This is a genomic window from Cellulosimicrobium sp. GQ32 (genome assembly GCF_059758455.1).
In genome coordinates, this window is sequence record NZ_JCAXEP010000002.1 from 150,702 (window position 1) to 171,328 (window position 20,627).

The window sequence follows — 20,627 nt, forward strand, 5'->3', positions numbered from 1 at the left end:
GCGTCCACGGAGCGTCACCGCGGGCGTCGACGACCACGGACGGAGTGCTCAGGCGGCGGCCCGCCGCGCGGGCGCAGGCTCGACGAGCACGCGGAAGTTCACCGAGCGCGCGATGAAGCAGTGGTCGTGCGCGCGGTGGTGGAGGGCGGCCAGCGACTCCTCGTCGGTCCCCGGACCGTCGTCGACCACGACGCGGGGGTGCAGCGTGACGTCGGTGAACTGTCCCTCGCCGCCGGACTCGACGCGCATCGTGCCGGTGACGTCGTCCACGTACTCCCGCACGACGACGCCCGCCGCCGCGGCGAGGTGGAGGAACCACAGCATGTGGCACTGCGAGAGGCTCACGACGAACAGCTCCTCCGGGCTGTAGCGCGTCGGGTCGCCCCGGAACGCGGGGTCCGCGGACCCGGGCAGCGGCGGCCTTCCCTCGAGGAGGACGTCGTGGTCCCGGCCGTAGGCGGTGTAGGAGGCCGTGCCCCTGTCGCCCGCGCCCGTCCAGCGGACCGTGGCGGCGTACCCGTGCTGTGCGCTCATGGCGGCCACCCTAACGGGCAGTGGCGCAGGTCACACCACGTCTCCGCCGCACGGCCGTACCCGCACGTCCCGTGCCACCGCAGCGTCGGTGGCCTCACCTAGGCTGGAGAGCATGGCTGATCCCGCGACCTATCGCCCGGCGCCGGGGGAGATTCCCACCTCGCCTGGCGTCTACCGGTTCCGCGACGACCACGGGCGCGTGATCTACGTCGGCAAGGCCAAGAACCTGCGCGCGCGCCTGTCGAACTACTTCCAGGACGTAGCGAACCTGCACCACCGCACGCAGACGATGGTGACGACCGCGGCGTCCGTCGAGTGGACCGTCGTCGGCACCGAGGTCGAGGCGCTCGCGCTCGAGTACTCCTGGATCAAGGAGTTCGACCCGCGGTTCAACGTCAAGTACCGCGACGACAAGTCCTATCCGTACCTCGCGGTGACGATGGGGGAGGAGTTCCCCCGCGCCCAGGTCATGCGCGGCGCCAAGCGGCCCGGCACCCGGTACTTCGGTCCCTACGGGCACGCGTGGGCGATCCGCGAGACGCTCGACCTCCTGCTCCGCGTCTTCCCGGTGCGCACGTGCTCGGCGGGCGTGTTCAAGCGAGCCCACCAGACGGGCCGCCCGTGCCTCCTGGGGTACATCGACAAGTGCTCGGCGCCGTGCGTCGGGCGCATCACGCCCGAGGACCACCGGGCGCTCGCCGAGGACTTCTGCGACTTCATGGCGGGAGACACGCAGCGCTTCGTGCGCCGTCTCGAGCGCAAGATGAACGAGGCCGCCGCCGCGATGGAGTACGAGGCCGCGGCGCGCCTGCGCGACGACATCGTCGCGCTCCAGCGCGCGACCGAGAAGAACGCGGTCGTGCTCGGCGACGGCACCGACGCGGACGTCTTCGCGCTCGTGGGCGACGAGCTCGAGGCGGCCGTCCAGGTGTTCCACGTGCGCGGCGGGCGGATCCGCGGCCAGCGCGGCTGGATCGTCGAGAAGGTCGAGGACGTGACCGACGCGGAGCTGGTCGAGCACCTGCTCCAGCAGGTCTACGGTGCGGCCGAGGAGGCCGCGGCGGCCGACCAGGGGACCGGTCAGGGCCGGGCCGGCGCGCGCGACGTCGTCCCGCGCGAGGTGCTCGTCCCCGTCCTGCCACCGGACACCGAGCAGGTCACGACCTGGCTCTCGGGGCTGCGGGGCGCTCGCGTCGACGTCCGCGTGCCGCAGCGCGGCGACAAGAAGGAGCTCGCCGCCACCGTGCGGGCGAACGCGGAGCACGCGCTCGCCCTGCACCGCACGCGCCGCGCGGGCGACCTCACGACGCGCAGCCAGGCGCTGCGCGAGATCCAGGAGGCGCTCGACCTCGACACCGCCCCGCTGCGGATCGAGTGCTACGACGTCTCGCACAACCAGGGCACGTACCAGGTCGCGTCGATGGTCGTGTTCGAGGACGGCCTCGCGCGCAAGAGCGAGTACCGCCACTTCACCGTGCGCGGGCCCGACGGCGACGGGGCCGCGGACGACACCGCGGCGATGTACGAGGTCATCACGCGTCGGTTCAAGCGCTACTTGTCCGACCGCTCGCGCTCGGGCGAGGTCGAGCTGGACCTCGAGGCCGACGACGTCGCGACCGGGTCCGACGCCCCGGACCGCCGTGCGGAGCGGGCAGCGGAGGCCGCGGGGTACGTCCCGCGCAGCGGCGAGGTCGACGCCGACGCCCCCGTGGACAAGCGAGCGCGGTTCGCCTACCCGCCGAATCTCGTCGTGGTCGACGGCGGCCCCCCGCAGGTCGCTGCCGCCGCCCGGGCGCTGGCCGACCTCGGGATCGACGACGTCGCGTTGTGCGGCCTCGCCAAGCGCCTCGAGGAGGTGTGGGTCCCGGGAGACGACTACCCGGTGATCCTCCAGCGCTCGTCGGAGGGCCTCTACCTGCTCCAGCGCGTGCGCGACGAGGCGCACCGGTTCGCCATCGCCCAGCATCGCAGGCAGCGCAGCAAGGGCATGACCGCGTCCGCGCTCGACGACGTCCCGGGCCTCGGTCCGGCGCGGCGCACCGCGCTCCTCAAGCACTTCGGCTCGCTCAAGCGGCTGCGGGCCGCGAGCGTCGAGGAGATCGCGACCGTGCGGGGCATGGGCGAGCGCACGGCGCGCGCCGTGGTCGCCGCCCTGGGCGGAGCCGCCGAGCCGTCCACGGACGCGGCCCCCACGGCGTCGGCGCCCGCGGACGGCGCCGCGCGCCCGGAGGACGTGCCCGAGCGCGCCGGGGACACTCCGGTGGGCGACGGGGCCACGGCCCGGGCGTGAGCGGCTGGCATGCTGGTGCCATGACCTCGGAGCCGACCCCGGACCTCAGCCCGCAGGGGCCGCCCGCCCGCGCGCCGGAGCCCTCACCGACCACGGTCCCCAGCGGGATCCCCGCGATCGAGGCGGCGACCCACGCCCCGGAGCCGCGCGAGGCCGAGGTGCTCATCATCACGGGCATGTCCGGCGCCGGGCGCACCCGGGCCGCGGCCGTGCTCGAGGACCTCGACTGGTACGTCGTCGACAACCTGCCGCCGCGCATGATCGTCCCGCTCGTGGACCTCATGACGCGGTCGGGCTCGGCGCTCGAGCGCATCGCGGCGGTCGTCGACGTGCGCGGCCGCGAGTTCTTCACCGACCTCGTCGAGGTGCTCGACCACCTCCGCCAGAGCGGGGTGTTCTACCGGATCCTGTTCCTCGACGCGTCCGACGAGGTGCTCGTGCGCCGGTACGAGCAGGTCCGGCGCCCGCACCCGCTCCAGGGGGAGGGGCGCATCCTCGACGGCCTGGCCGAGGAGCGGCGGCTGCTCGCGAGCCTCGAGGAGCGCTCCGACGTCGTCATCGACACGTCCGAGCTCACGGTGCACGACCTCGCACGCGAGGTCCGTGCCGCCGTGGCGGACGGGACGCCCGAGACCCTGCGGATCAACGTCGTCTCGTTCGGGTTCAAGTACGGGCTGCCGCTCGACGCCGACCACGTGGTCGACGTGCGGTTCCTCGCGAACCCGTACTGGATCACCGAGCTGCGTCACCTCACCGGGCGAGACGCCCCGGTACGGGACTACGTGCTCGGGCGCCCTGGTGCGCTCGAGTTCGTCGACCGCTACGTGAACGCGCTCGAGCCGGTGCTCGCCGGCTACCTGGGCGAGGAGAAGCGCTACGTGACGATCGCCGTCGGCTGCACCGGGGGCAAGCACCGTTCCGTCGCGATCAGCGAGGCGATCGCCGCGCGCCTGCGCGCGCAGGGCCAGCGCGTCATCGTCACCGCTCGCGACCTCGGCAAGGAGTGATCGTGGTCGCCCAGCGCAACCCTGCCGTCGTCGCCCTGGGCGGCGGCCACGGTCTGTCCGCGAGCCTGTCCGCGCTGCGCCTCATGTCCGACCGGCTGACCGCCGTCGTGACCGTGGCCGACGACGGCGGGTCGTCCGGGCGCCTGCGCACCGAGCTCGGCGTCCTGCCACCGGGAGACCTGCGCATGGCGCTCGCGGCCCTGTGCGACGACTCGGAGTGGGGCCGCACGTGGAGCGCGCTCCTCCAGCACCGGTTCACGTCGGAGGGGGACCTCGACAACCACGCGGTGGGCAACCTGCTCATCGTCGCGCTGTGGGAGCTGCTCGACGACCCGGTCGCCGGGCTCGACTGGGTGGGCAAGCTCCTCGGCGCCCGCGGGCGCGTGCTGCCCATGGCGTCGGTGCCCCTCGGGATCGAGGCCGACGTGCGGACCGGGGACCGGCTGGAGACGGTCGTCGGGCAGAGCCACGTCGCCGTCACGCACGGTCGCATCGAGCAGCTGCGACTCGTGCCTGCGGACCCGCCCGCGTGCGCGGAGGCGGTGCAGGCCGTCGAGGAGGCGGACTGGGTCGTGCTCGGACCGGGGTCGTGGTTCTCCTCGGTGATGCCCCACCTGCTCGTGCCCGACCTCGCGCGCGCCCTGCACGAGAGCTCCGCGCGCCGCTGCGTGACGCTCAACCTGTCGAGCGAGACGGGGGAGACCTACGGGCTGTCGGCGACGGACCACCTCGAGGCGCTGCACAAGCACGCGCCCGGTCTCCGGATCGACGCCGTCGTCGCGGACCCGTCCGCCGTCGAGGACACGGAGCAGCTCGCAGAGGCGTCCGCGCGCATGGGTGCACGCCTTCTCCTGCGGCAGGTGCGGCGCGGTGACGGCACGCCGCGGCACGACGCGCTGCGCCTGGCGGCGGCGTACCGGGACGTGTTCGACGACTTCCTCGGCGACGTCGGCTCGCCCGCGCGCTGAGCCTGCGGGGACGCAGGCACCGGCGGCCCACGGGCGCCCGGTTAGCCGCCGCGACGCCACGGCATCGATGGCAGGATGTCCCGCATGGCGCTCACGGCACAGGTGAAGGACGAGCTGGCTCGACTGCGGGTGGACAAGACCTCGTGCCGCAAGGCGGAGGTCTCGGCGATGCTCCGCTTCTCGGGCGGGCTGCACCTCATCTCGGGCCGCGTCGTCATCGAGGCCGAGCTCGACACCGCGATCGCGGCGCGCCGCCTGCGCGAGACGATCGCGGACGTCTACGGGCACACGAGCGAGCTGATCGTCGTGTCGGCGGGCGGGCTGCGCAAGAGCAGCCGGTACGTCGTGCGCGTGGTGCGCGACGGCGAGTCGCTGGCCCGCCAGACGGGCCTCCTGGACCAGCGAGGTCGGCCCGTGCGAGGGCTCCCGCCGCAGGTCGTCTCCGGCGGGGTGGAGGAGGCCGAGGCGGCGTGGCGCGGCGCGTTCCTGGCGCACGGGTCGCTCACCGAGCCGGGCCGGTCGTCGGCGCTCGAGATCACCTGCCCCGGGCCGGAGGCCGCGCTCGCCCTGGTCGGCGCGGCCCGCCGCCTGGGCGTCTCCGCGAAGTCGCGCGAGGTGCGTGGCGTCGACCGCGTCGTGATCCGGGACGGGGACGCGATCAGTGCGCTCCTCACGCGCCTGGGTGCGACCGAGACCGTGCAGGTCTGGGAGGAGCGCCGGGCGCGGCGCGAGGTGCGTGGCACCGCTAACCGGCTCGCGAACTTCGACGACGCGAACCTGCGCCGCTCGGCCCGGGCCGCGGTCGCGGCCGGCGCGCGCGTCGAGCGGGCCTTCGAGATCCTCGGCCCGGACCTGCCCGACCACCTGCGCGAGGCCGGCGAGCTCCGGCTCGCGCACAAGCAGGCGTCACTGGAGGAGCTGGGGCAGCTCGCGGACCCGCCGCTGACCAAGGACGCCGTGGCGGGCCGTATCCGCCGCCTGCTCTCCACGGCCGACAAGCGCGCGGCCGAGCTCGGCATCCCCGACACCGAGGCGGGCCTGAGCCCGGAGCTGCTCGACCTCTGACGCTGCCGGCCTGCGAGCAGTCCGGCGACCAGGCCGGCGACCCGCCCGGCACCTGGACGTCATGCACCGACGGGACGATGGTCCCGAACCGTGGGATCCAGGTCACACGCTGGCGTGGTGTTGGTATAGGCTCGGATGCGTCAGGTGACAACGACGTGCTCCTTCGCTGACACCCCTCGTGGGCGTGGGTGGTCCCGGCTGTCGCCGTGACGGTCCACGGGCACGGAGGGTGCTGTGCCGGGATCTCGGGCAGCGGGGCACGGGCGCGATCACCACCTGCGTACGACGGCGTACGTGATCGTTCGGCATCAACCGTGTGCGTCGGGACAACCGGCGCGCCCTGAGGAGGGCATTGTGACCATCCGCGTCGGTATCAACGGCTTCGGTCGTATCGGACGGAACTTCTACCGCGCCATCGTCGAGTCGGGCGCCGACATCGAGATCGTGGGCGTCAACGACCTCACGGACAACAAGACGCTCGCGCACCTGCTCAAGTACGACACGGTCCTCGGCCGTTTCCCGAAGAGCGTGGACTTCGACGACGACAACATCATCGTCGACGGCAAGAAGATCCGTGCCCTCGCCGAGCGCGACCCCGCGAACCTCCCCTGGGGCGAGCTGGGTGCCGACATCGTCATCGAGTCGACCGGCTTCTTCACCGACGCGACCAAGGCGAAGGCGCACATCGACGCCGGCGCCAAGAAGGTCATCATCTCGGCCCCGGCCAAGAACGAGGACGCGACGTTCGTCGTCGGCGTGAACTCGGACCAGTACGACCCGGCCGCGCACCACATCATCTCGAACGCGTCGTGCACCACGAACTGCCTCGCCCCGCTGGCGAAGGCGCTCAACGACTCGATCGGCATCGAGCGCGGTCTCATGACCACGATCCACGCCTACACGGGTGACCAGAACCTGCAGGACGGCCCGCACCGCGACCTGCGTCGCGCCCGCGCCGCCGCGCAGAACATCGTCCCGACCTCGACGGGTGCGGCCAAGGCCGTGTCGCTCGTCCTGCCGGAGCTCAAGGGCAAGCTCGACGGCTTCGCGCTGCGCGTCCCGGTCATCACCGGCTCGGCGACGGACCTCACCTTCACCGCCTCGCGCGAGGTCACGGTGGACGAGGTCAACGCCGCGGTCAAGGCCGCGTCCGAGGGCCCGCTCAAGGGCGTCCTGGCCTACGTCGAGGACGAGATCGTCTCGAGCGACATCGTCACGGACCCGCACCAGAGCATCTTCGACTCGAAGCTGACCAAGGTGATCGGCGACCAGGTCAAGGTCGTCTCCTGGTACGACAACGAGTGGGGCTACTCGAACAGCCTCGTCGCGCTCACGCAGCTCGTCGGCGACAAGCTCTGAGCCACCTGCTGACGCAGCACGACCCTGCGTAGCAACCATGCGTCCGCGTGCGCGTCCCGGCACCGCCCGGTGACGCGCACGCGGACGTCCTCATGTGCGGGCCCGGCCGGTCCTCGGCAGGCGCCCCGTACGACGGCGACCGAACCGTAGGAGACCACATGTTGACCATCGACTCCCTGGGCGACCTGCGCGGCAAGCGCGTCCTCGTCCGCTCCGACTTCAACGTCCCGCTCGACGGGACGACCATCACGGACGACGGCCGCATCCGCGCCGCGCTCCCGACGCTCAAGAAGCTCACGGACGCCGGCGCGAAGGTGATCGTCACGGCACACCTGGGCCGCCCCAAGGGCGAGCCGGACGCGAAGTACTCCCTCGCTCCCGTCGCCGCGCGCCTCGGCGAGCTGCTCGGCGTGCCGGTCCACCTCGCACAGGACGTCGTCGGCGACTCGGCGCGTGAGACCGTGGCCGCCCTCGGCGACGGCGAGGTCGCGCTCCTGGAGAACATCCGGTTCGACCCGCGCGAGACGTCGAAGGACGACGCGGAGCGTCAGTCGCTCGCGCGCGACCTCGCGCAGCTCGCGGACGTCTTCGTCTCCGACGGGTTCGGCGTGGTGCATCGCAAGCAGGCGTCGGTCTACGACGTCGCCCAGGTGCTCCCGTCCGCGGTCGGCGAGCTCGTCCTCAAGGAGGTCGACTCCCTGCGCAAGGCGACGGAAGACCCCGCGCGTCCGTACGCGGTCGTGCTCGGCGGGTCGAAGGTCTCGGACAAGCTGGGCGTCATCGCGAACCTGCTCACCAAGGCGGACCGCCTGCTCATCGGTGGCGGCATGGTGTTCACGTTCCTCGCCGCCAAGGGCTACGGCGTCGGCAAGTCCCTCCTCGAGGAGGACCAGATCGACACCGTCAAGGGCTACCTCGCGGACGCCGAGAAGAACGGCGTCGAGATCGTCCTGCCGACCGACATCGTGGTCGCCGACGCGTTCGCCGCGGACTCGCCGCACGAGGTCGTCGCCGCGGACGCGATCCCGGCCGACAAGATCGGCCTCGACATCGGCCCCGAGTCGGCGCGGCTCTTCGCGAGCAAGATCGTCGACGCGAAGACGGTCGTGTGGAACGGTCCCGCCGGCGTGTTCGAGTTCGAGGCGTTCTCGGGCGGCACGCGTGCCGTGGCCCAGGCGCTCGTCGACGCGACCGCGAACGGCGCGTTCACGATCGTGGGTGGCGGCGACTCGGCCGCCGCGGTCCGCATCCTCGGCTTCGACGAGGCGGGCTTCAGCCACATCTCGACCGGTGGTGGCGCGAGCCTCGAGTTCCTCGAGGGCAAGGACCTCCCGGGGATCTCCGTCCTCGAGGGCTGAGCGCCCCTCCCGAACCATCCTCACGCACCGCCCGCGGCACGCCGTGCGCGCGGGCGGTGCGACCCCCACAGAGAGAAGAAGGACCGTGGCGAACAGCCGTACCCCGCTCATGGCGGGCAACTGGAAGATGAACCTGGACCACCACCAGGCGACGCACACCGTGCAGAAGCTCGCGTGGACCCTCAAGGACGCGAAGCACGACTACGCGGCCGTCGAGGTGGCCGTGCTGCCGCCCTTCACCGACCTCCGGTCGGTGCAGACGCTCGTCGACGCGGACAAGCTCGAGCTCAAGTACGGCGCGCAGGACGTGTCCGCGCACCTCGAGGGTGCCTACACGGGCGAGATCTCGGCGACGATGCTCGCCAAGCTCGGCGTGAGCTACGTGGCGATCGGCCACTCCGAGCGCCGTCAGTACCACGGCGAGACCGACGCGCTGGTCAACGAGAAGATCGTCGCCGCGGTGGGTCAGGGTGTCGCCCCGATCCTCTGCGTGGGCGAGGGCCTGGACGTCCGCAAGGCAGGCGAGCAGATCGCCTACACGCTGGCCCAGGTCGAGGGCGCCCTCGCGGGCATCCCCGCCGCACAGCTCGCGACGCTCGTCATCGCGTACGAGCCCGTCTGGGCCATCGGCACGGGCGAGGTCGCGACGCCGGAGGACGCGCAGGAGGTCTGCGGTGCGATCCGCGGCGCGCTGGGCGACCTGTACGACGCGGACCTCGCGGACGCGACGCGCATCCTGTACGGCGGTTCGGTCAAGTCGTCCAACGTCGCCGCGATCATGGCGCAGCCTGACGTCGACGGCGCGCTCGTCGGCGGCGCGAGCCTCGACCCCGAGGAGTTCGCGAAGATCGCGCGCTACCAGTCGCACGCGACCGGGGCCTGACCTCCGCGAGACCCTCGCGCCGACGGCCCCGGGAGCGGATCCCGGGGCCGTCGGCCGCTGACGTGAGACGACGGCGGCCGGGGTTGGCCGCAGCGGCCTCCCGTCGCCTACTCTTGTCCCCTGTGCGGCAGGTCACGCCTGCGCACGACAACCGTGCGGTCGCGCTCGACATCGGTCGGGACGGCCCTGAGCCTCAAGGACGTACTCGTGGACGTGCTGCGCATCATCCTCCAGATCCTGCTGGTCCTCACCAGCGGCTTCCTCACCCTGCTCGTGCTCATGCACAAGGGCAAGGGCGGCGGGCTCTCCGACATGTTCGGTGGCGGGATCTCGAGCTCGGTGGGCAGCTCCGGCGTCGCCGAGCGCAACCTCAACCGGATCACCGTGTCGTTCGCCCTCGTCTGGGCGGTCGTCATCGTGCTCCTGGGGCTCCTCCAGAAGGTGAGCTGACCCGCAGACGTCCCACACGGGGCGTCGCGCGGTCGAGCAGGGCTCGAGGAGTCGGCAGGGGGCAGCCGCGCCGGACGGCGCGGTACGGGCAGGATCGAGTGCCGACGACGGCACGGACGGGGGAGAGCACGTGGCAGGTGGTAACGCGATCCGCGGGTCGCGCGTCGGGGCGGGACCGCTCGGGGAGTCCGAGCGCGGCGAGATCGCGCCGCGCTTCTGGGTGTCGTACTGGTGCGCGAACGGTCACGAGACGCGGCCCAGCTTCTCCTCGGAGGCGGAGATCGAGGCGCCCGAGACCTGGGACTGCCCGCGTTGCGGGTTCCCGGCCGGGCAGGACCGGGAGAACCCGCCGACGCCGTCGCGCAACGAGCCCTACAAGACGCACCTCGCGTACGTGAAGGAGCGTCGCAGCGACGAGGACGGCGTCGCGATCCTCGACGAGGCGCTCGCCGCCCTGCGGGCTCGCCGGGGTCGCTGACCTTCCGGGCCGGGCGCCGGAGGCCTCGCGCGCTGGTTAGCGCACGCGCGCGAGCACGAACCCGTCGTAGCCCTTGGACCCCACGGTCTGGACGGCCGTGGCGTCGAGCCGGGGGTCTGCGACGACGCGGTCGACCATCTCCCGGACCCCGAGCACGTTCGGGTCGGTGCTCTCCGCGTCGGCGACGGCGCCGCCACGGACGGTGTTGTCGACGACGACGAGCGTGCCCGGGCGCGAGAGCCGGATCGCCAGGTCGAGGTAGACCGGGTTCGACGGCTTGTCGGCGTCGACGAACACGAGGTCGAACGGCTCGACGCCCTCGTCGACGAGGCGCCGCAACGTGTCCGCGGCCGGACCGAGCACGACGTCGACGACCCCCGCGAGGCCGGCGTCGGCCAGGGACTCCTGCGCGACCGCGGCATGAGCCGCGTCGATCTCGCACGTGACGAGCGCCCCGTCCGGCGGCAGCGCGCGCGCGAGCCAGATCGTCGAGTAGCCGCCGAGCGTGCCGACCTCGAGCACGCGGCGCGCGCCGGTCGCGAGCGCGAGGAGCTGCAGGAAGCGGCCCTGCGCGGGCGAGACCTGGATCTCGGGCAGGCCGGCGGCCCGTGCCCTGGTGCTGGCGGCGGCGAGCACCTCGTCCTCGCCCACGAGCGGGGCGAAATACGCGTCGACCGCGTCCCAAGTCGCTGCGGGCTCGACGCGCTCGCCGCCCGGCGTCATCGGTCGGCGTCCCGCGTGCCTGCCGCCGCGGCGTCCACGAGCCACAGCGTGCGCTCGGTGCCGGTGACCGCGGCCGCCGGGGTCTCGGCCGCAGGAGCCCCGCCGAGCGCCGACGCGACGGCCGGGGCCTTCTCGGCGCCCGCGGCGACGACCCACACCTGACGGGCGCGCGCGATGGCCTCGAAGGTCAGCGTCACGCGCTCCGGCGGGGGCTTGGGCGAACCGTGGACGCCGGCGGTCGGTACGCCCGCCACGTCGAGCCCCGGGTGCCCGGGGAAGAGCGACGCGACGTGGCCGTCGGGTCCCATCCCGAGCAGGAGGACGTCGAAGTCGGGCACCTCGGTGCCGTCCGGGGCGTGCTCGGCGAGCGTCGCCGCGTACGAGGCGGCGGACTCCTCGGGGGTCGCCACGACGTCCGCCGCAGGCATGGGGTGCACGTTCGCGGCAGGGAGCTGGGGGAGGTGAGCGATCAGCGCGTCGCGCGCCTGCGTCTCGTTGCGGTCCGGGTCCCCGGCCGGCAGGAAGCGCTCGTCGCCCCACCAGAGGTGCACGCCCGACCAGTCGACGGCGTCGCGCGCCGGGTGGCGCTCGAGCGCCGCGAGGCTCGCGATGCCGACGGTGCCGCCGGTGAGCACGACGTGCACGGGGCTGCGCACGGACTGCACGTCGAGCAGGCGCGTCACGAGCCGCGACGCGACCGCCTCGGCGAGGACGCCCGCGTCGGGGTGGACGACCACGAGGCGCCCGTGGGACGCGGTCGCGCCCCCGGGCTGGGCGGCGGTCACGCGCCCACCTTCTGGAGCCCCTTGGTGAGCACCTCGCCGTAGATCTCGTCCGGGTCCAGGCGGCGCAGCTCCTCGATGAGCGCCTCGCTCAGCGTACGGATGGGCAGCGCGACGCGGCGGTCGGGCTTGCCCGGCTGGCTGATGGTCACGATGCGCCCGTCCGGACGGTCGAGGATGATCGGCCCGCTCTTGCGCTCGAGCGTGACGCGCGTGATCGCCTCCGCGCCTCGACGGCGCACGACCTGCGTGGGGCAGCGCAGCCGAGAGCCGAGCCACGCCGCGAGCAGGTCGAGGGAGGTGTGCTTCGCCTGGCCCTCGACGAGGACGCTCGTCACGGGCTCGTACGGCGGTTGGTCCAGCGCGGCGGCGATGAGGCCGCGCCACAGGGTGACGCGTGCCCACGCCAGGTCGGAGTCGCCCGGGCCGTACGTCGTCGCGAGCTGCGCGAGCGTCGCCTCGGGGTCCTTGGACGTGATCGAGTCGGTGATGCGGCGCTGGGCCATCGCACCGACCGGGTCGTCGTCGACGGAGGCGGGGGGCTGGCCCGGCCACCACACCACGATCGGCGCGTCGGGGAGCAGGAGCGGCATGACGAGCGTGTCGGCGTGCTCGAGCAGCGGCCCCGCGGTGCGCAGCACGACGACCTCGGACGCCCCGGCGTCGCCGCCGACGCGGATCTGGGCGTCGAGGTGCGGGACGGTGCTCCGGCCGGACGGCGCCACGACGATGACGCGGCACGGGTGCTCGCGGCTCGCGTCGTTCGCCGCCTCGATCGACGTCTCGACGTCGGAGTCGCGCGCGATGACGACGAGCGTGAGGACGCGACCGAGCGCGATCGCTCCGCCCTCGTCGCGCAGCCGCACGAGGCGCTTGTTCACCGCGTTCGTCGTCGTGTCGGGCAGGTCGATGATCATCGCGGGGTCCTCGCCGGTCGGAGGGTCGTGCCGCCCTGCGGGGCACGACGGGGTCGGTAGGTCTCTCTCGGGGGCGCCGCGCTCCGCGGGGTCGACGCCGGGACGGCGGCCGTCATGGGCGCCGCCACGAACGGCCGTCGCGCGCGAGCATCGCGTCGGCCGACTCCGGGCCCCACGTGCCGGACCGGTACTGGTCGGGCGTGCCCTTGGCGGCCCAGTGGGCGGTGATCGGGTCGAGGATCTTCCACGAGAGCTCGACCTCCTCGCGGGTCGGGAAGAGCGGCGGGTCGCCGAGCAGGACGTCGAGGATGAGGCGCTCGTAGGCCTCGGGGGAGGACTCCGTGAACGCGTGCCCGTACCCGAAGTCCATCGTGACGTCGCGGACCTCCATCGCGGTGCCCGGGACCTTCGCGCCGAAGCGCATCGTGACGCCCTCGTCGGGCTGGACGCGGATGACGAGCGCGTTGTTGCCCAGGTCGGAGGCCTGCGACGTCTCGAACGGCAGGTGCGGGGCCTTCTTGAACACGACGGCGACCTCGGTCACGCGGCGCCCGAGGCGCTTGCCCGTGCGCAGGTAGAACGGGACGCCCGCCCAGCGTCGGTTGTCGATGTCCACGCGGATCGCGGCGTACGTCTCGGTCGTCGAGTCGGCGGGGATGCCGTCCTCGTCGAGGAAGCCGATGACCTCCTCGCCGCCCTGCCACCCGGCCGCGTACTGGCCGCGCGCGGTGTGCTTCGACAGCTCGCGCGGCAGGCGAACGGCCGAGAGCGCCTTGATCTTCTCGGCGCGCAGCGACGGGGCGTCGAACGACACGGGCTCCTCCATCGCGACGAGCGCGAGGAGCTGGAGCAGGTGGTTCTGGATGACGTCGCGCGCGGCGCCGATGCCGTCGTAGTAGCCCGCGCGGCCGCCGATGCCGATGTCCTCGGCCATCGTGATCTGCACGTGGTCCACGTAGTTCGCGTTCCAGATCGGCTCGAACATCTGGTTGGCGAACCGCAGGGCGAGGAGGTTCTGGACCGTCTCCTTGCCGAGGTAGTGGTCGATGCGGAACACCGAGTCGGGCGGGAAGACCTCCGAGACGACGGCGTCGAGCTCGCGGGCGCTCTCGAGGTCGTGGCCGAAGGGCTTCTCGATGACGACACGGCGCCAGGCGTCTCCTTCCGAGCGGGAGAGCCCGGAGCGGGAGAGCTGCCGGCACACGACGGGGAACGCGCTCGGCGGCACCGAGAGGTAGAAGGCGTGGTTGCCGCCCGTGCCGCGCTCGGCGTCCAGCGTCTCGACGGTCTCGCGCAGGCGCTCGAAGGCGTCCTCGTCGTCGAACGTGCCCTGCACGAACCGGATCCCCTCGGCGAGCTGTCGCCACGTCGCCTCGCGGAACGGCGTGCGCGCGTGCTCCTTGACGGCGTCGTGCACGACCTGCGCGAAGTCCTGGTCCTCCCAGTCGCGGCGCGCGAAGCCCGTGAGCGCGAAGCCCGGGGGGAGCAGGCCGCGGTTGGCCAGGTCGTACACCGCGGGCATGAGCTTCTTGCGGGCGAGGTCGCCCGTGACGCCGAAGATGACGAGCCCGCAGGGGCCCGCGATCCGGGGCAGGCGCAGGTCGAGGGGGTCGCGCAGCGGGTTGTGCTCTGGCGTGATCTTGGCCGGTCTCACCTGGTGGCACCGTTCCGTTTCGAGGAGGGGTCGGGAGGACTGCAGAAGGCTGAGGCGTCTGCGGATGATACGGGCGGCGCGCGTCGTCGCGTCGTCGTTCCCGCAGGTCGGACGCCTGACCGCCGCCCGGCGGTCAGGCGCGCCGGGATCAGGAGGAGGCGATGCGGCGCAGGTTGTCGCGCGTCGTCGCGAGCAGCTCGGTCCAGCTGTCCTCGAACTTGCGCACGCCCTCCTCCTCGAGGCGGTCGGTGACCTCGACGAGCGAGACGCCGAAGGACTCGACGGTCTCGAGCGTGCGGCGGGAGGCGGCGGCCGTGCCGGTGATCGTGTCGCCCGTGACGACGCCGTGGTCGGCGAACGCCTGGAGGGTCGCCTCGGGCATCGTGTTGACGATGCCGTCGGTGACCAGCTCGTCGACGTACATCGTGTCGCGGTACTCGGGGTTCTTCACGCCGGTCGATGCCCAGAGCGGGCGCTGCGGGTGCGCACCGGACGCGGCGAGCGAGCGCCACCGGTCGGTCTGGCGGAACTCCTCGTACGCCTCGAACGCGAGGCGCGCGTTGGCGATCGCGGCCTGGCCGCGCAGGTCGAGCGCCTCCGGGGTGCCGACCTTCTCGAGCGCGGCGTCCACCGCGGTGTCCACGCGCGAGACGAAGAACGACGCGACGGAGCCCACCGGCGCGAGGTCGATGCCGTCCGCGCGCGCCTGCTCGAGCCCGATCGCGAACGCCTCCATGACCGCGCGGTAGCGCGCGAGCGAGAAGATGAGCGTCACGTTGACGCTGATGCCCTGCGCGAGGGTGCGGGAGATCGCGTCGAGGCCCGCGACGGTCGCGGGGATCTTGATGTAGACGTTGGGCCGGTCGATGGTGGCCCAGAGGCGCTCGGCCGTGACGACCGTCTTGTCGGCGTCGTGCGCGAGGCGCGGGTCCACCTCGATCGACACGCGCCCGTCGACACCGTCGGTCGCGTCGTACACGGGACGCAGCAGGTCGGCAGCGGCGCGCACGTCGTCCGTCGTGATCCGCTCGACGGCGGCCTCGACCGCCGCGTCGTCCGCGCCGTCGGGCGCGAGCTCGGCGAGCTGCGCGTCGTAGGCGTCGCCCTTCGAGAGCGCCGCCGCGAAGATCGTGGGGTTCGTCGTGACCCCGACGACGCCGCGCGTCGCGACGAGGTCGGCGAGGTTGCCGGTGCGCAGCCGTTCTCGCGAGAGGTCGTCGAGCCAGATGGCCACGCCCGCTCCCGTGAGCTGCTCGATGGGGCCGGGGACGGTGGGGGACTGCGTCATCGGACTTCCTCTCGGTGGTGCTCTCGCTGCGGGCGTGCTCCCGGGCGGTCGCGCACGGCGGCCGGTTCCCGGGGCAGTTCCGAGGTGGGGCCGCGCACGGCCCCACCTCGGAATCTACGAAGGGTCAGCGCTGGTCGCCAGTGCCGCCCACCGACGGCGTCGGCGCGGCGCCCGGGGTGTCGCCACCGCGCGCGGCCGCGATCGACTCGCGCGCCGCCGAGGCGACGGCCTCGGACGTGATGCCGAACTCGCGGTACAGCACCTGGTAGTCGGCCGACGCGCCGTAGTGCTCGAGGCTCACCGAGCGACCCGCGTCGCCGACGAGCTCGCGCCAGCCCTGCGCCACGCCTGCCTCGACGGACACGCGCGCACGGACGGCGGACGGCAGGACCGACTCGCGGTAGGCGTCGTCCTGGCCGTCGAACCACTCACGGCTCGGCAGCGACACGACGCGCGCCTGCACGCCCTCGCCCGCGAGGATCTCGCGCGCCTCGACGGCGAGCTGCACCTCGGAGCCGGTGCCGATGAGGATGACGTCGGGCGTGCCGTCGGTGTCGAGCAGCACGTAGCCGCCGCGGGCGGTGCCCGACGCGTCGGCGTAGCCCTCGGTACCGCGCGGGAACGTCGGGACGTTCTGGCGCGTGAGGATGATGCCCGCCGGTCGCTCGGTGTTCTCGAGGATCGTGCGCCACGCCCACGACGTCTCGTTGGCGTCGGCCGGACGGACGACGTCGAGGCCCGGGATGGCGCGCAGCGCGGCGAGGTGCTCGACGGGCTGGTGCGTCGGGCCGTCCTCGCCGAGGCCGATCGAGTCGTGCGTCCACACGAACGTCGTCGGGATCTCCATGAGCGCGGCGAGGCGCACCGCGGGGCGCATGTAGTCGCTGAACTGGAGGAACGTGCCGCCGTAGGCGCGCGTGCCGCCGTGCAGGACGATGCCGTTGAGGATCGCGCCCATGGCGTGCTCGCGGATGCCGAAGTGCAGCGTGCGGCCGTACTCGTGGCCCGGGAACTTCTTGGTCGCGTGCTCGACGGGCACGAACGACGGCTCGCCGTCCATGGTCGTGTTGTTCGAGCCGGCGAGGTCGGCGGAGCCGCCCCAGAGCTCGGGGAGCACGTCCTTGAGCGCGGTGAGGACCTTGCCCGACGCCGAGCGCGTCGCGACGGCCTTGCCCGCCTCGAACGTCGGCAGCGCGTCCTCCCAGCCCGCCGGGAGCTCGCGGTTCTCCAGGCGGCCGAGGAGCTCGGCGCCAGCCGGGTTCGCGGTCTTCCACGCCGCGAAGGCCGTGTCCCAGGCCGCGCGCGCGTCGCCCTGGCGCTCGCCGACGGCGCGCGTGTACGCGAGCACCTCGTCGTCGATCGCGAAGCTCGCCTCGGGGTCGAGGCCGAGCTCGATCTTCAGGCCCTTGATCTCGTCGGCGCCCATGGCCGAGCCGTGGATGCCGCCGGTGTTCTGCTTGGTCGGCGACGGGTAGCCGATGATCGTGCGCAGCGCGATGATCGACGGCTTGCCGGTCTCGGCCTTGGCGGCCTCGATCGCGGCGTGCAGCGCGTCGACGTCCTCGCCGTAGCCGGTGCCACCGTTGGTCCAGTCGACGCGCTGGGTGTGCCAGCCGTACGCCGCGTAGCGCGCGAGGACGTCCTCGGTGAACGCGATGTCCGTGTCGTCCTCGATGGAGATCTTGTTGTCGTCCCAGATGACGACGAGGTTGCCGAGCTGCTGGTGGCCCGCGAGCGAGGAGGCCTCGCTCGTCACGCCCTCCTGGAGGTCGCCGTCGGACGCGATGACGTAGACGTGGTGGTCGAACGGCGACTCGCCCGGGGCGGTCGACGGGTCCAGCAGGCCGCGCTCGCGGCGGGCCGCGAACGCCATGCCGACGGACGACGCGAGGCCCTGGCCGAGCGGGCCGGTCGTGATCTCGACGCCGCGGGTGTGCTTGTACTCGGGGTGGCCCGGGGTCTTGGAGCCCCACGTGCGCAGCGCCTCGATGTCCGCCATCTCCAGGCCGTACCCGGCGAGGAAGAGCTGGAGGTAGATCGTCAGCGACGAGTGGCCCGCCGAGAGCACGAACCGGTCGCGGCCGACCCAGTGGTCGTCCGACGGGTCGTGGCGCATGACCTTCTGGAACAGGAGGTAGGCGGCCGGGGCCAGCGAGATCGCGGTGCCGGGGTGGCCGTTGCCCACCTTCTCCACCGCGTCGGCGGCGAGCGCCTTGATCGTCTTGACGGCCCGGTCGTCCAGGTCCGTCCAGTCCAGGGGCGTGTGAGCAGGGGACAACGCGTTCACCGAACCTCATTCCCGTCCGGAGCGCGCGCCCCGGATCCTCGCGACAACTCGAAACAACCGTTGAACATTTCCCGGCCTCACGCCTCAGGGGGCGGGGCGGCCCGGTGCCGGTCACGTCGTCCGCGGGCCACAGGTCCTGACGGGCGGTCCGACGCGGGACGGTTGCAGACCCAGCCTATACGCGGACGCCGTTCGTGCCCGGGCGGTGCCCACGTGCTGGATTTCGGTCGGATGTCACACAATCGCCCGGGCCGTCCGGTCGGCCCCGGCGCAGGCGGGGACGTACGATGAGCGAGGACGACCGGCGGTCCGTCCCAGCTCGCCCCCCACCTCAGAACGGAACACCGAAGCGCGTGCACACCACGAGCCAGGCACCGATCGACGGGACCGGAAGCCCGTCTGGCGCCGCGTCGACCCAGCAGCCGTCCTCGCCGACGAGCCCCGCGACCTCCGTCGCCCCGGCCGAGGCGGTGCGCGCGGCCCGCACCGTGCGTGAGCGCCTCGGCGCCTACGTCGCGCTCACCAAGCCGCGCATCATCGAGCTCCTCCTCGTGACCACGGTGCCGACGATGATCCTGGCCCAGGGTGGGCTGCCGGGCATCGGGCTGATCCTCGCGACGCTCGTGGGCGGCACGCTCGCCGCCGCGTCGGCCAACGTCTACAACTGCTACCTCGACCGCGACATCGACGAGGTCATGAACCGCACCAAGCGGCGCCCGCTCGTCACGGGTGAGGTCACGCCGCGGGCCGCGCTCGTCTTCGCGACCGTCCTCGGCGTCGTGTCGCTCGTGTGGTTCGCGCTCCTGGTCAACGTGGTCTCGGCCTGGCTGACGTTCGCCGCGATCGCGATCTACGTCGTCGGCTACACGATGATCCTCAAGCGCCGCACGCCGCAGAACATCGTCTGGGGCGGCATCGCGGGCTGCATGCCGGTGCTCATCGGCTGGTCGGCGGTCACGGGCTCGCTGAGCTGGGCGGCGCTCGCGCTGTTCCTCGTCATCTTCTTCTGGACGCCGCCGCACTACTGGCCGCTGTCCATGAAGTTCAAGCGCGACTACGCGAACGCCGGCGTGCCGATGCTCCCGGTCGTCGCGGACGACCGCAAGGTCGCGCGCGAGATGATCGTCTACAGCGTCGCGATGATCGCCTCGTCGCTCGCGCTGTGGCCTCTCGCCGGCATGACCTGGGTCTACGGCGTCGTCGCCACCGTGCTCGGGGTCTGGTTCCTCTCGTCGTGCGTGACCATGCTGCGTCGCGCGGGGGACAGGGCCGACGGCAAGGGCGGCAAGGTCGGGGAGATGAAGGTCTTCCACGCCTCGATCACGTACCTCACCCTGCTCTTCGTCGCGGTGGCGGTCGACGTCTTCCTCCCGCTGTGAGCCCGGCCGTGCCGGAGGGACGGTAGGACGATGGGGTCCGGCGAGGCGCACGTGCCCGAGGCGCTGGACCGCGCCGCGCGCGAGTACCTCGCGCACCTCGCCGTCGAGCGCGGCCTGTCCGCGAACACCGTCGCCGCCTACCGGCGCGACCTCGCGCGCTACGTCGCGTTCCTCGCCGCGCGCGGCAACCACGCCGTGCGCGAGGTCGAGGCGGACGACGTCGCGGCGTACGTCACCGCGCTGCGGACCGGGGCCGACGGCGGGGCGAGCCTCTCGCCGTCGTCCACCGCCCGGTCCGTGGCCGCCGTGCGCGGCTGGCACCGCTTCTGCGCCACGGAGGGCCTGGCCGACGCCGACGCGTCGGCCGACGTCCGCCCGCCCGCCCAGGGCAAGCGGCTGCCCAAGGCGATCTCGACCGACGAGGTCGCGCGCATCCTCGAGGCGGCGGGCGTCGGCGACGGCGCCGCCCCGCTGCGCGACCGGGCGCTGCTCGAGCTCGTCTACTCGACCGGCGCGCGCATCACCGAGGCGGTGAGCCTCGACGTCGACGACCTCGACCTCGGTACCGGCGCCGTCCGACTGCTCGGCAAGGGCGGCAAGGAGCGCGTGGTGCCCGTGGGGTCGTTCGCCCGGCGCGCGCTCGACGCGTACCTGGTGCGGGGCCGTGCGGCGCTCGCCGCGCACGGGCGCGGCACGCCCGCAGTCTTCCTCAACACGCGGGGCGCGCGGCTGTCGCGGCAGAGCGCCTGGGCCGTGCTGCGCACCGCCTCGGAGCGCGCGGGCATCGACCACCCCGAGCGGATCTCGCCGCACACGCTGCGGCACTCGTTCGCGACCCATCTGCTCGCGGGCGGCGCGGACGTGCGGGTCGTCCAGGAGCTCCTGGGGCACGCGTCAGTCACGACGACGCAGATCTACACGCTCGTGACGCCGGACACGCTGCGCGAGGTGTACGCCGCCGCCCATCCCCGCGCGCTCGGCTGACGGAACCGTTCCCGGAGCCACGGGCGGGAACGCGGCGCGCGGGCGCGTACGCACGGGCGGGGGCGGGGTCCTGCGATACCGTGGCGAGCGTGAGCAGCCAGGCCGAGACCCAGCCCGAGACGCGCGGCGCGCAGAGCTCGCACGGTGACGCCGTCCGTCCGGCCGCCCCCGTGACCTCCTCCGAGCCCGACGTCGCACCCGTCGTCGACCACGCCACGAAC

Annotated in this window: 18 protein-coding genes; 11 read left to right on the forward strand and 7 right to left on the reverse strand. The window is 73.0% G+C overall.

The features are described 5' to 3' along the window. Positions 1 to 48 precede the first annotated feature (48 nt). The gene (locus tag AC6CH9_RS04325) at positions 49 to 534 is read right to left on the reverse strand and encodes an OsmC family protein (RefSeq protein ID WP_378233327.1); all 486 of its coding nucleotides are present in this window, start codon (positions 532 to 534) and stop codon (positions 49 to 51) included. A 112-nt stretch (positions 535 to 646) separates the two neighbouring features. Here AC6CH9_RS04325 and uvrC point away from each other — a divergent pair, with 112 nt between their 5' ends. The 9 genes from uvrC (at position 647) to AC6CH9_RS04370 (ending at position 10,392) form a co-directional block, all read left to right on the forward strand. Next, positions 647 to 2,824: an excinuclease ABC subunit UvrC gene (gene uvrC / locus AC6CH9_RS04330; RefSeq protein WP_498153812.1), complete on the forward strand. Its 2,178-nt coding sequence runs from the start codon at positions 647 to 649 to the stop codon at positions 2,822 to 2,824. 20 nt (positions 2,825 to 2,844) lie between these two features. Further along, the gene (gene rapZ, locus AC6CH9_RS04335; protein WP_498153813.1) at positions 2,845 to 3,831 is read left to right on the forward strand and encodes an RNase adapter RapZ; all 987 of its coding nucleotides are present in this window, start codon (positions 2,845 to 2,847) and stop codon (positions 3,829 to 3,831) included. After that, complete coding sequence (locus tag AC6CH9_RS04340) at positions 3,828 to 4,799, forward strand: gluconeogenesis factor YvcK family protein (protein ID WP_498153814.1); 972 nt, start codon at positions 3,828 to 3,830, stop codon at positions 4,797 to 4,799. Before rapZ ends, AC6CH9_RS04340 begins: the two co-directional genes overlap by 4 nt. Before the next feature lie 84 nt (positions 4,800 to 4,883). Beyond that, entirely contained in the window at positions 4,884 to 5,864 is a 981-nt protein-coding gene (whiA, locus tag AC6CH9_RS04345; protein WP_378216391.1) for a DNA-binding protein WhiA, read from the forward strand. Between the two features lie 354 nt (positions 5,865 to 6,218). Further along, a complete protein-coding gene (gap, locus tag AC6CH9_RS04350) occupies positions 6,219 to 7,223 on the forward strand; it encodes a type I glyceraldehyde-3-phosphate dehydrogenase (RefSeq protein WP_498153815.1) in 1,005 nt (334 codons plus the stop codon). Positions 7,224 to 7,381: 158 nt separating this feature from the next. Continuing rightward, a complete protein-coding gene (locus AC6CH9_RS04355; protein ID WP_498153816.1) occupies positions 7,382 to 8,581 on the forward strand; it encodes a phosphoglycerate kinase in 1,200 nt (399 codons plus the stop codon). A 109-nt stretch (positions 8,582 to 8,690) separates the two neighbouring features. Beyond that, positions 8,691 to 9,464 (forward strand): triose-phosphate isomerase, encoded by a 774-nt coding sequence (gene tpiA, locus AC6CH9_RS04360; RefSeq protein WP_389273089.1) that lies wholly within the window; start codon positions 8,691 to 8,693, stop codon positions 9,462 to 9,464. A gap of 207 nt (positions 9,465 to 9,671) precedes the next feature. Next, a complete protein-coding gene (gene secG, locus AC6CH9_RS04365; RefSeq protein WP_087472975.1) occupies positions 9,672 to 9,914 on the forward strand; it encodes a preprotein translocase subunit SecG in 243 nt (80 codons plus the stop codon). 130 nt (positions 9,915 to 10,044) lie between these two features. Then, complete coding sequence (locus AC6CH9_RS04370; protein WP_047232819.1) at positions 10,045 to 10,392, forward strand: RNA polymerase-binding protein RbpA; 348 nt, start codon at positions 10,045 to 10,047, stop codon at positions 10,390 to 10,392. 36 nt (positions 10,393 to 10,428) lie between these two features. Here AC6CH9_RS04370 and AC6CH9_RS04375 read toward each other — a convergent pair whose 3' ends face one another. The 6 genes from AC6CH9_RS04375 to tkt all read right to left on the reverse strand — a co-directional run bounded on the left by AC6CH9_RS04375 (position 10,429) and on the right by tkt (position 18,043). Then, positions 10,429 to 11,115: an O-methyltransferase gene (locus tag AC6CH9_RS04375; RefSeq protein ID WP_498153817.1), complete on the reverse strand. Its 687-nt coding sequence runs from the start codon at positions 11,113 to 11,115 to the stop codon at positions 10,429 to 10,431. Continuing rightward, positions 11,112 to 11,900, reverse strand: coding sequence for a 6-phosphogluconolactonase (gene pgl / locus AC6CH9_RS04380; RefSeq protein WP_498153818.1), 789 nt, complete (start codon positions 11,898 to 11,900; stop codon positions 11,112 to 11,114). Before pgl ends, AC6CH9_RS04375 begins: the two co-directional genes overlap by 4 nt. Further along, positions 11,897 to 12,814 carry a glucose-6-phosphate dehydrogenase assembly protein OpcA gene (opcA, locus tag AC6CH9_RS04385; protein ID WP_389271032.1) on the reverse strand — a complete coding sequence of 306 codons (918 nt, stop codon included), beginning with the start codon at positions 12,812 to 12,814 and terminating at the stop codon, positions 11,897 to 11,899. Before opcA ends, pgl begins: the two co-directional genes overlap by 4 nt. Positions 12,815 to 12,926: 112 nt before the next feature. Then, positions 12,927 to 14,468, reverse strand: a complete 1,542-nt coding sequence (zwf, locus tag AC6CH9_RS04390; RefSeq protein ID WP_047232815.1) for a glucose-6-phosphate dehydrogenase — start codon at positions 14,466 to 14,468, stop codon at positions 12,927 to 12,929. A 148-nt stretch (positions 14,469 to 14,616) separates the two neighbouring features. After that, entirely contained in the window at positions 14,617 to 15,756 is a 1,140-nt protein-coding gene (tal, locus tag AC6CH9_RS04395; protein WP_498153819.1) for a transaldolase, read from the reverse strand. A 124-nt stretch (positions 15,757 to 15,880) separates the two neighbouring features. After that, the gene (tkt, locus tag AC6CH9_RS04400; RefSeq protein WP_498153820.1) at positions 15,881 to 18,043 is read right to left on the reverse strand and encodes a transketolase; all 2,163 of its coding nucleotides are present in this window, start codon (positions 18,041 to 18,043) and stop codon (positions 15,881 to 15,883) included. Between the two features lie 353 nt (positions 18,044 to 18,396). Here tkt and AC6CH9_RS04405 point away from each other — a divergent pair, with 353 nt between their 5' ends. Continuing rightward, on the forward strand, positions 18,397 to 19,422 hold the full coding sequence (locus AC6CH9_RS04405; protein ID WP_498153821.1) for a heme o synthase: 1,026 nt from the start codon (positions 18,397 to 18,399) through the stop codon (positions 19,420 to 19,422). A 30-nt stretch (positions 19,423 to 19,452) separates the two neighbouring features. Next, on the forward strand, positions 19,453 to 20,406 hold the full coding sequence (xerD, locus tag AC6CH9_RS04410; RefSeq protein WP_498153822.1) for a site-specific tyrosine recombinase XerD: 954 nt from the start codon (positions 19,453 to 19,455) through the stop codon (positions 20,404 to 20,406). Positions 20,407 to 20,627: the final 221 nt, after the last annotated feature.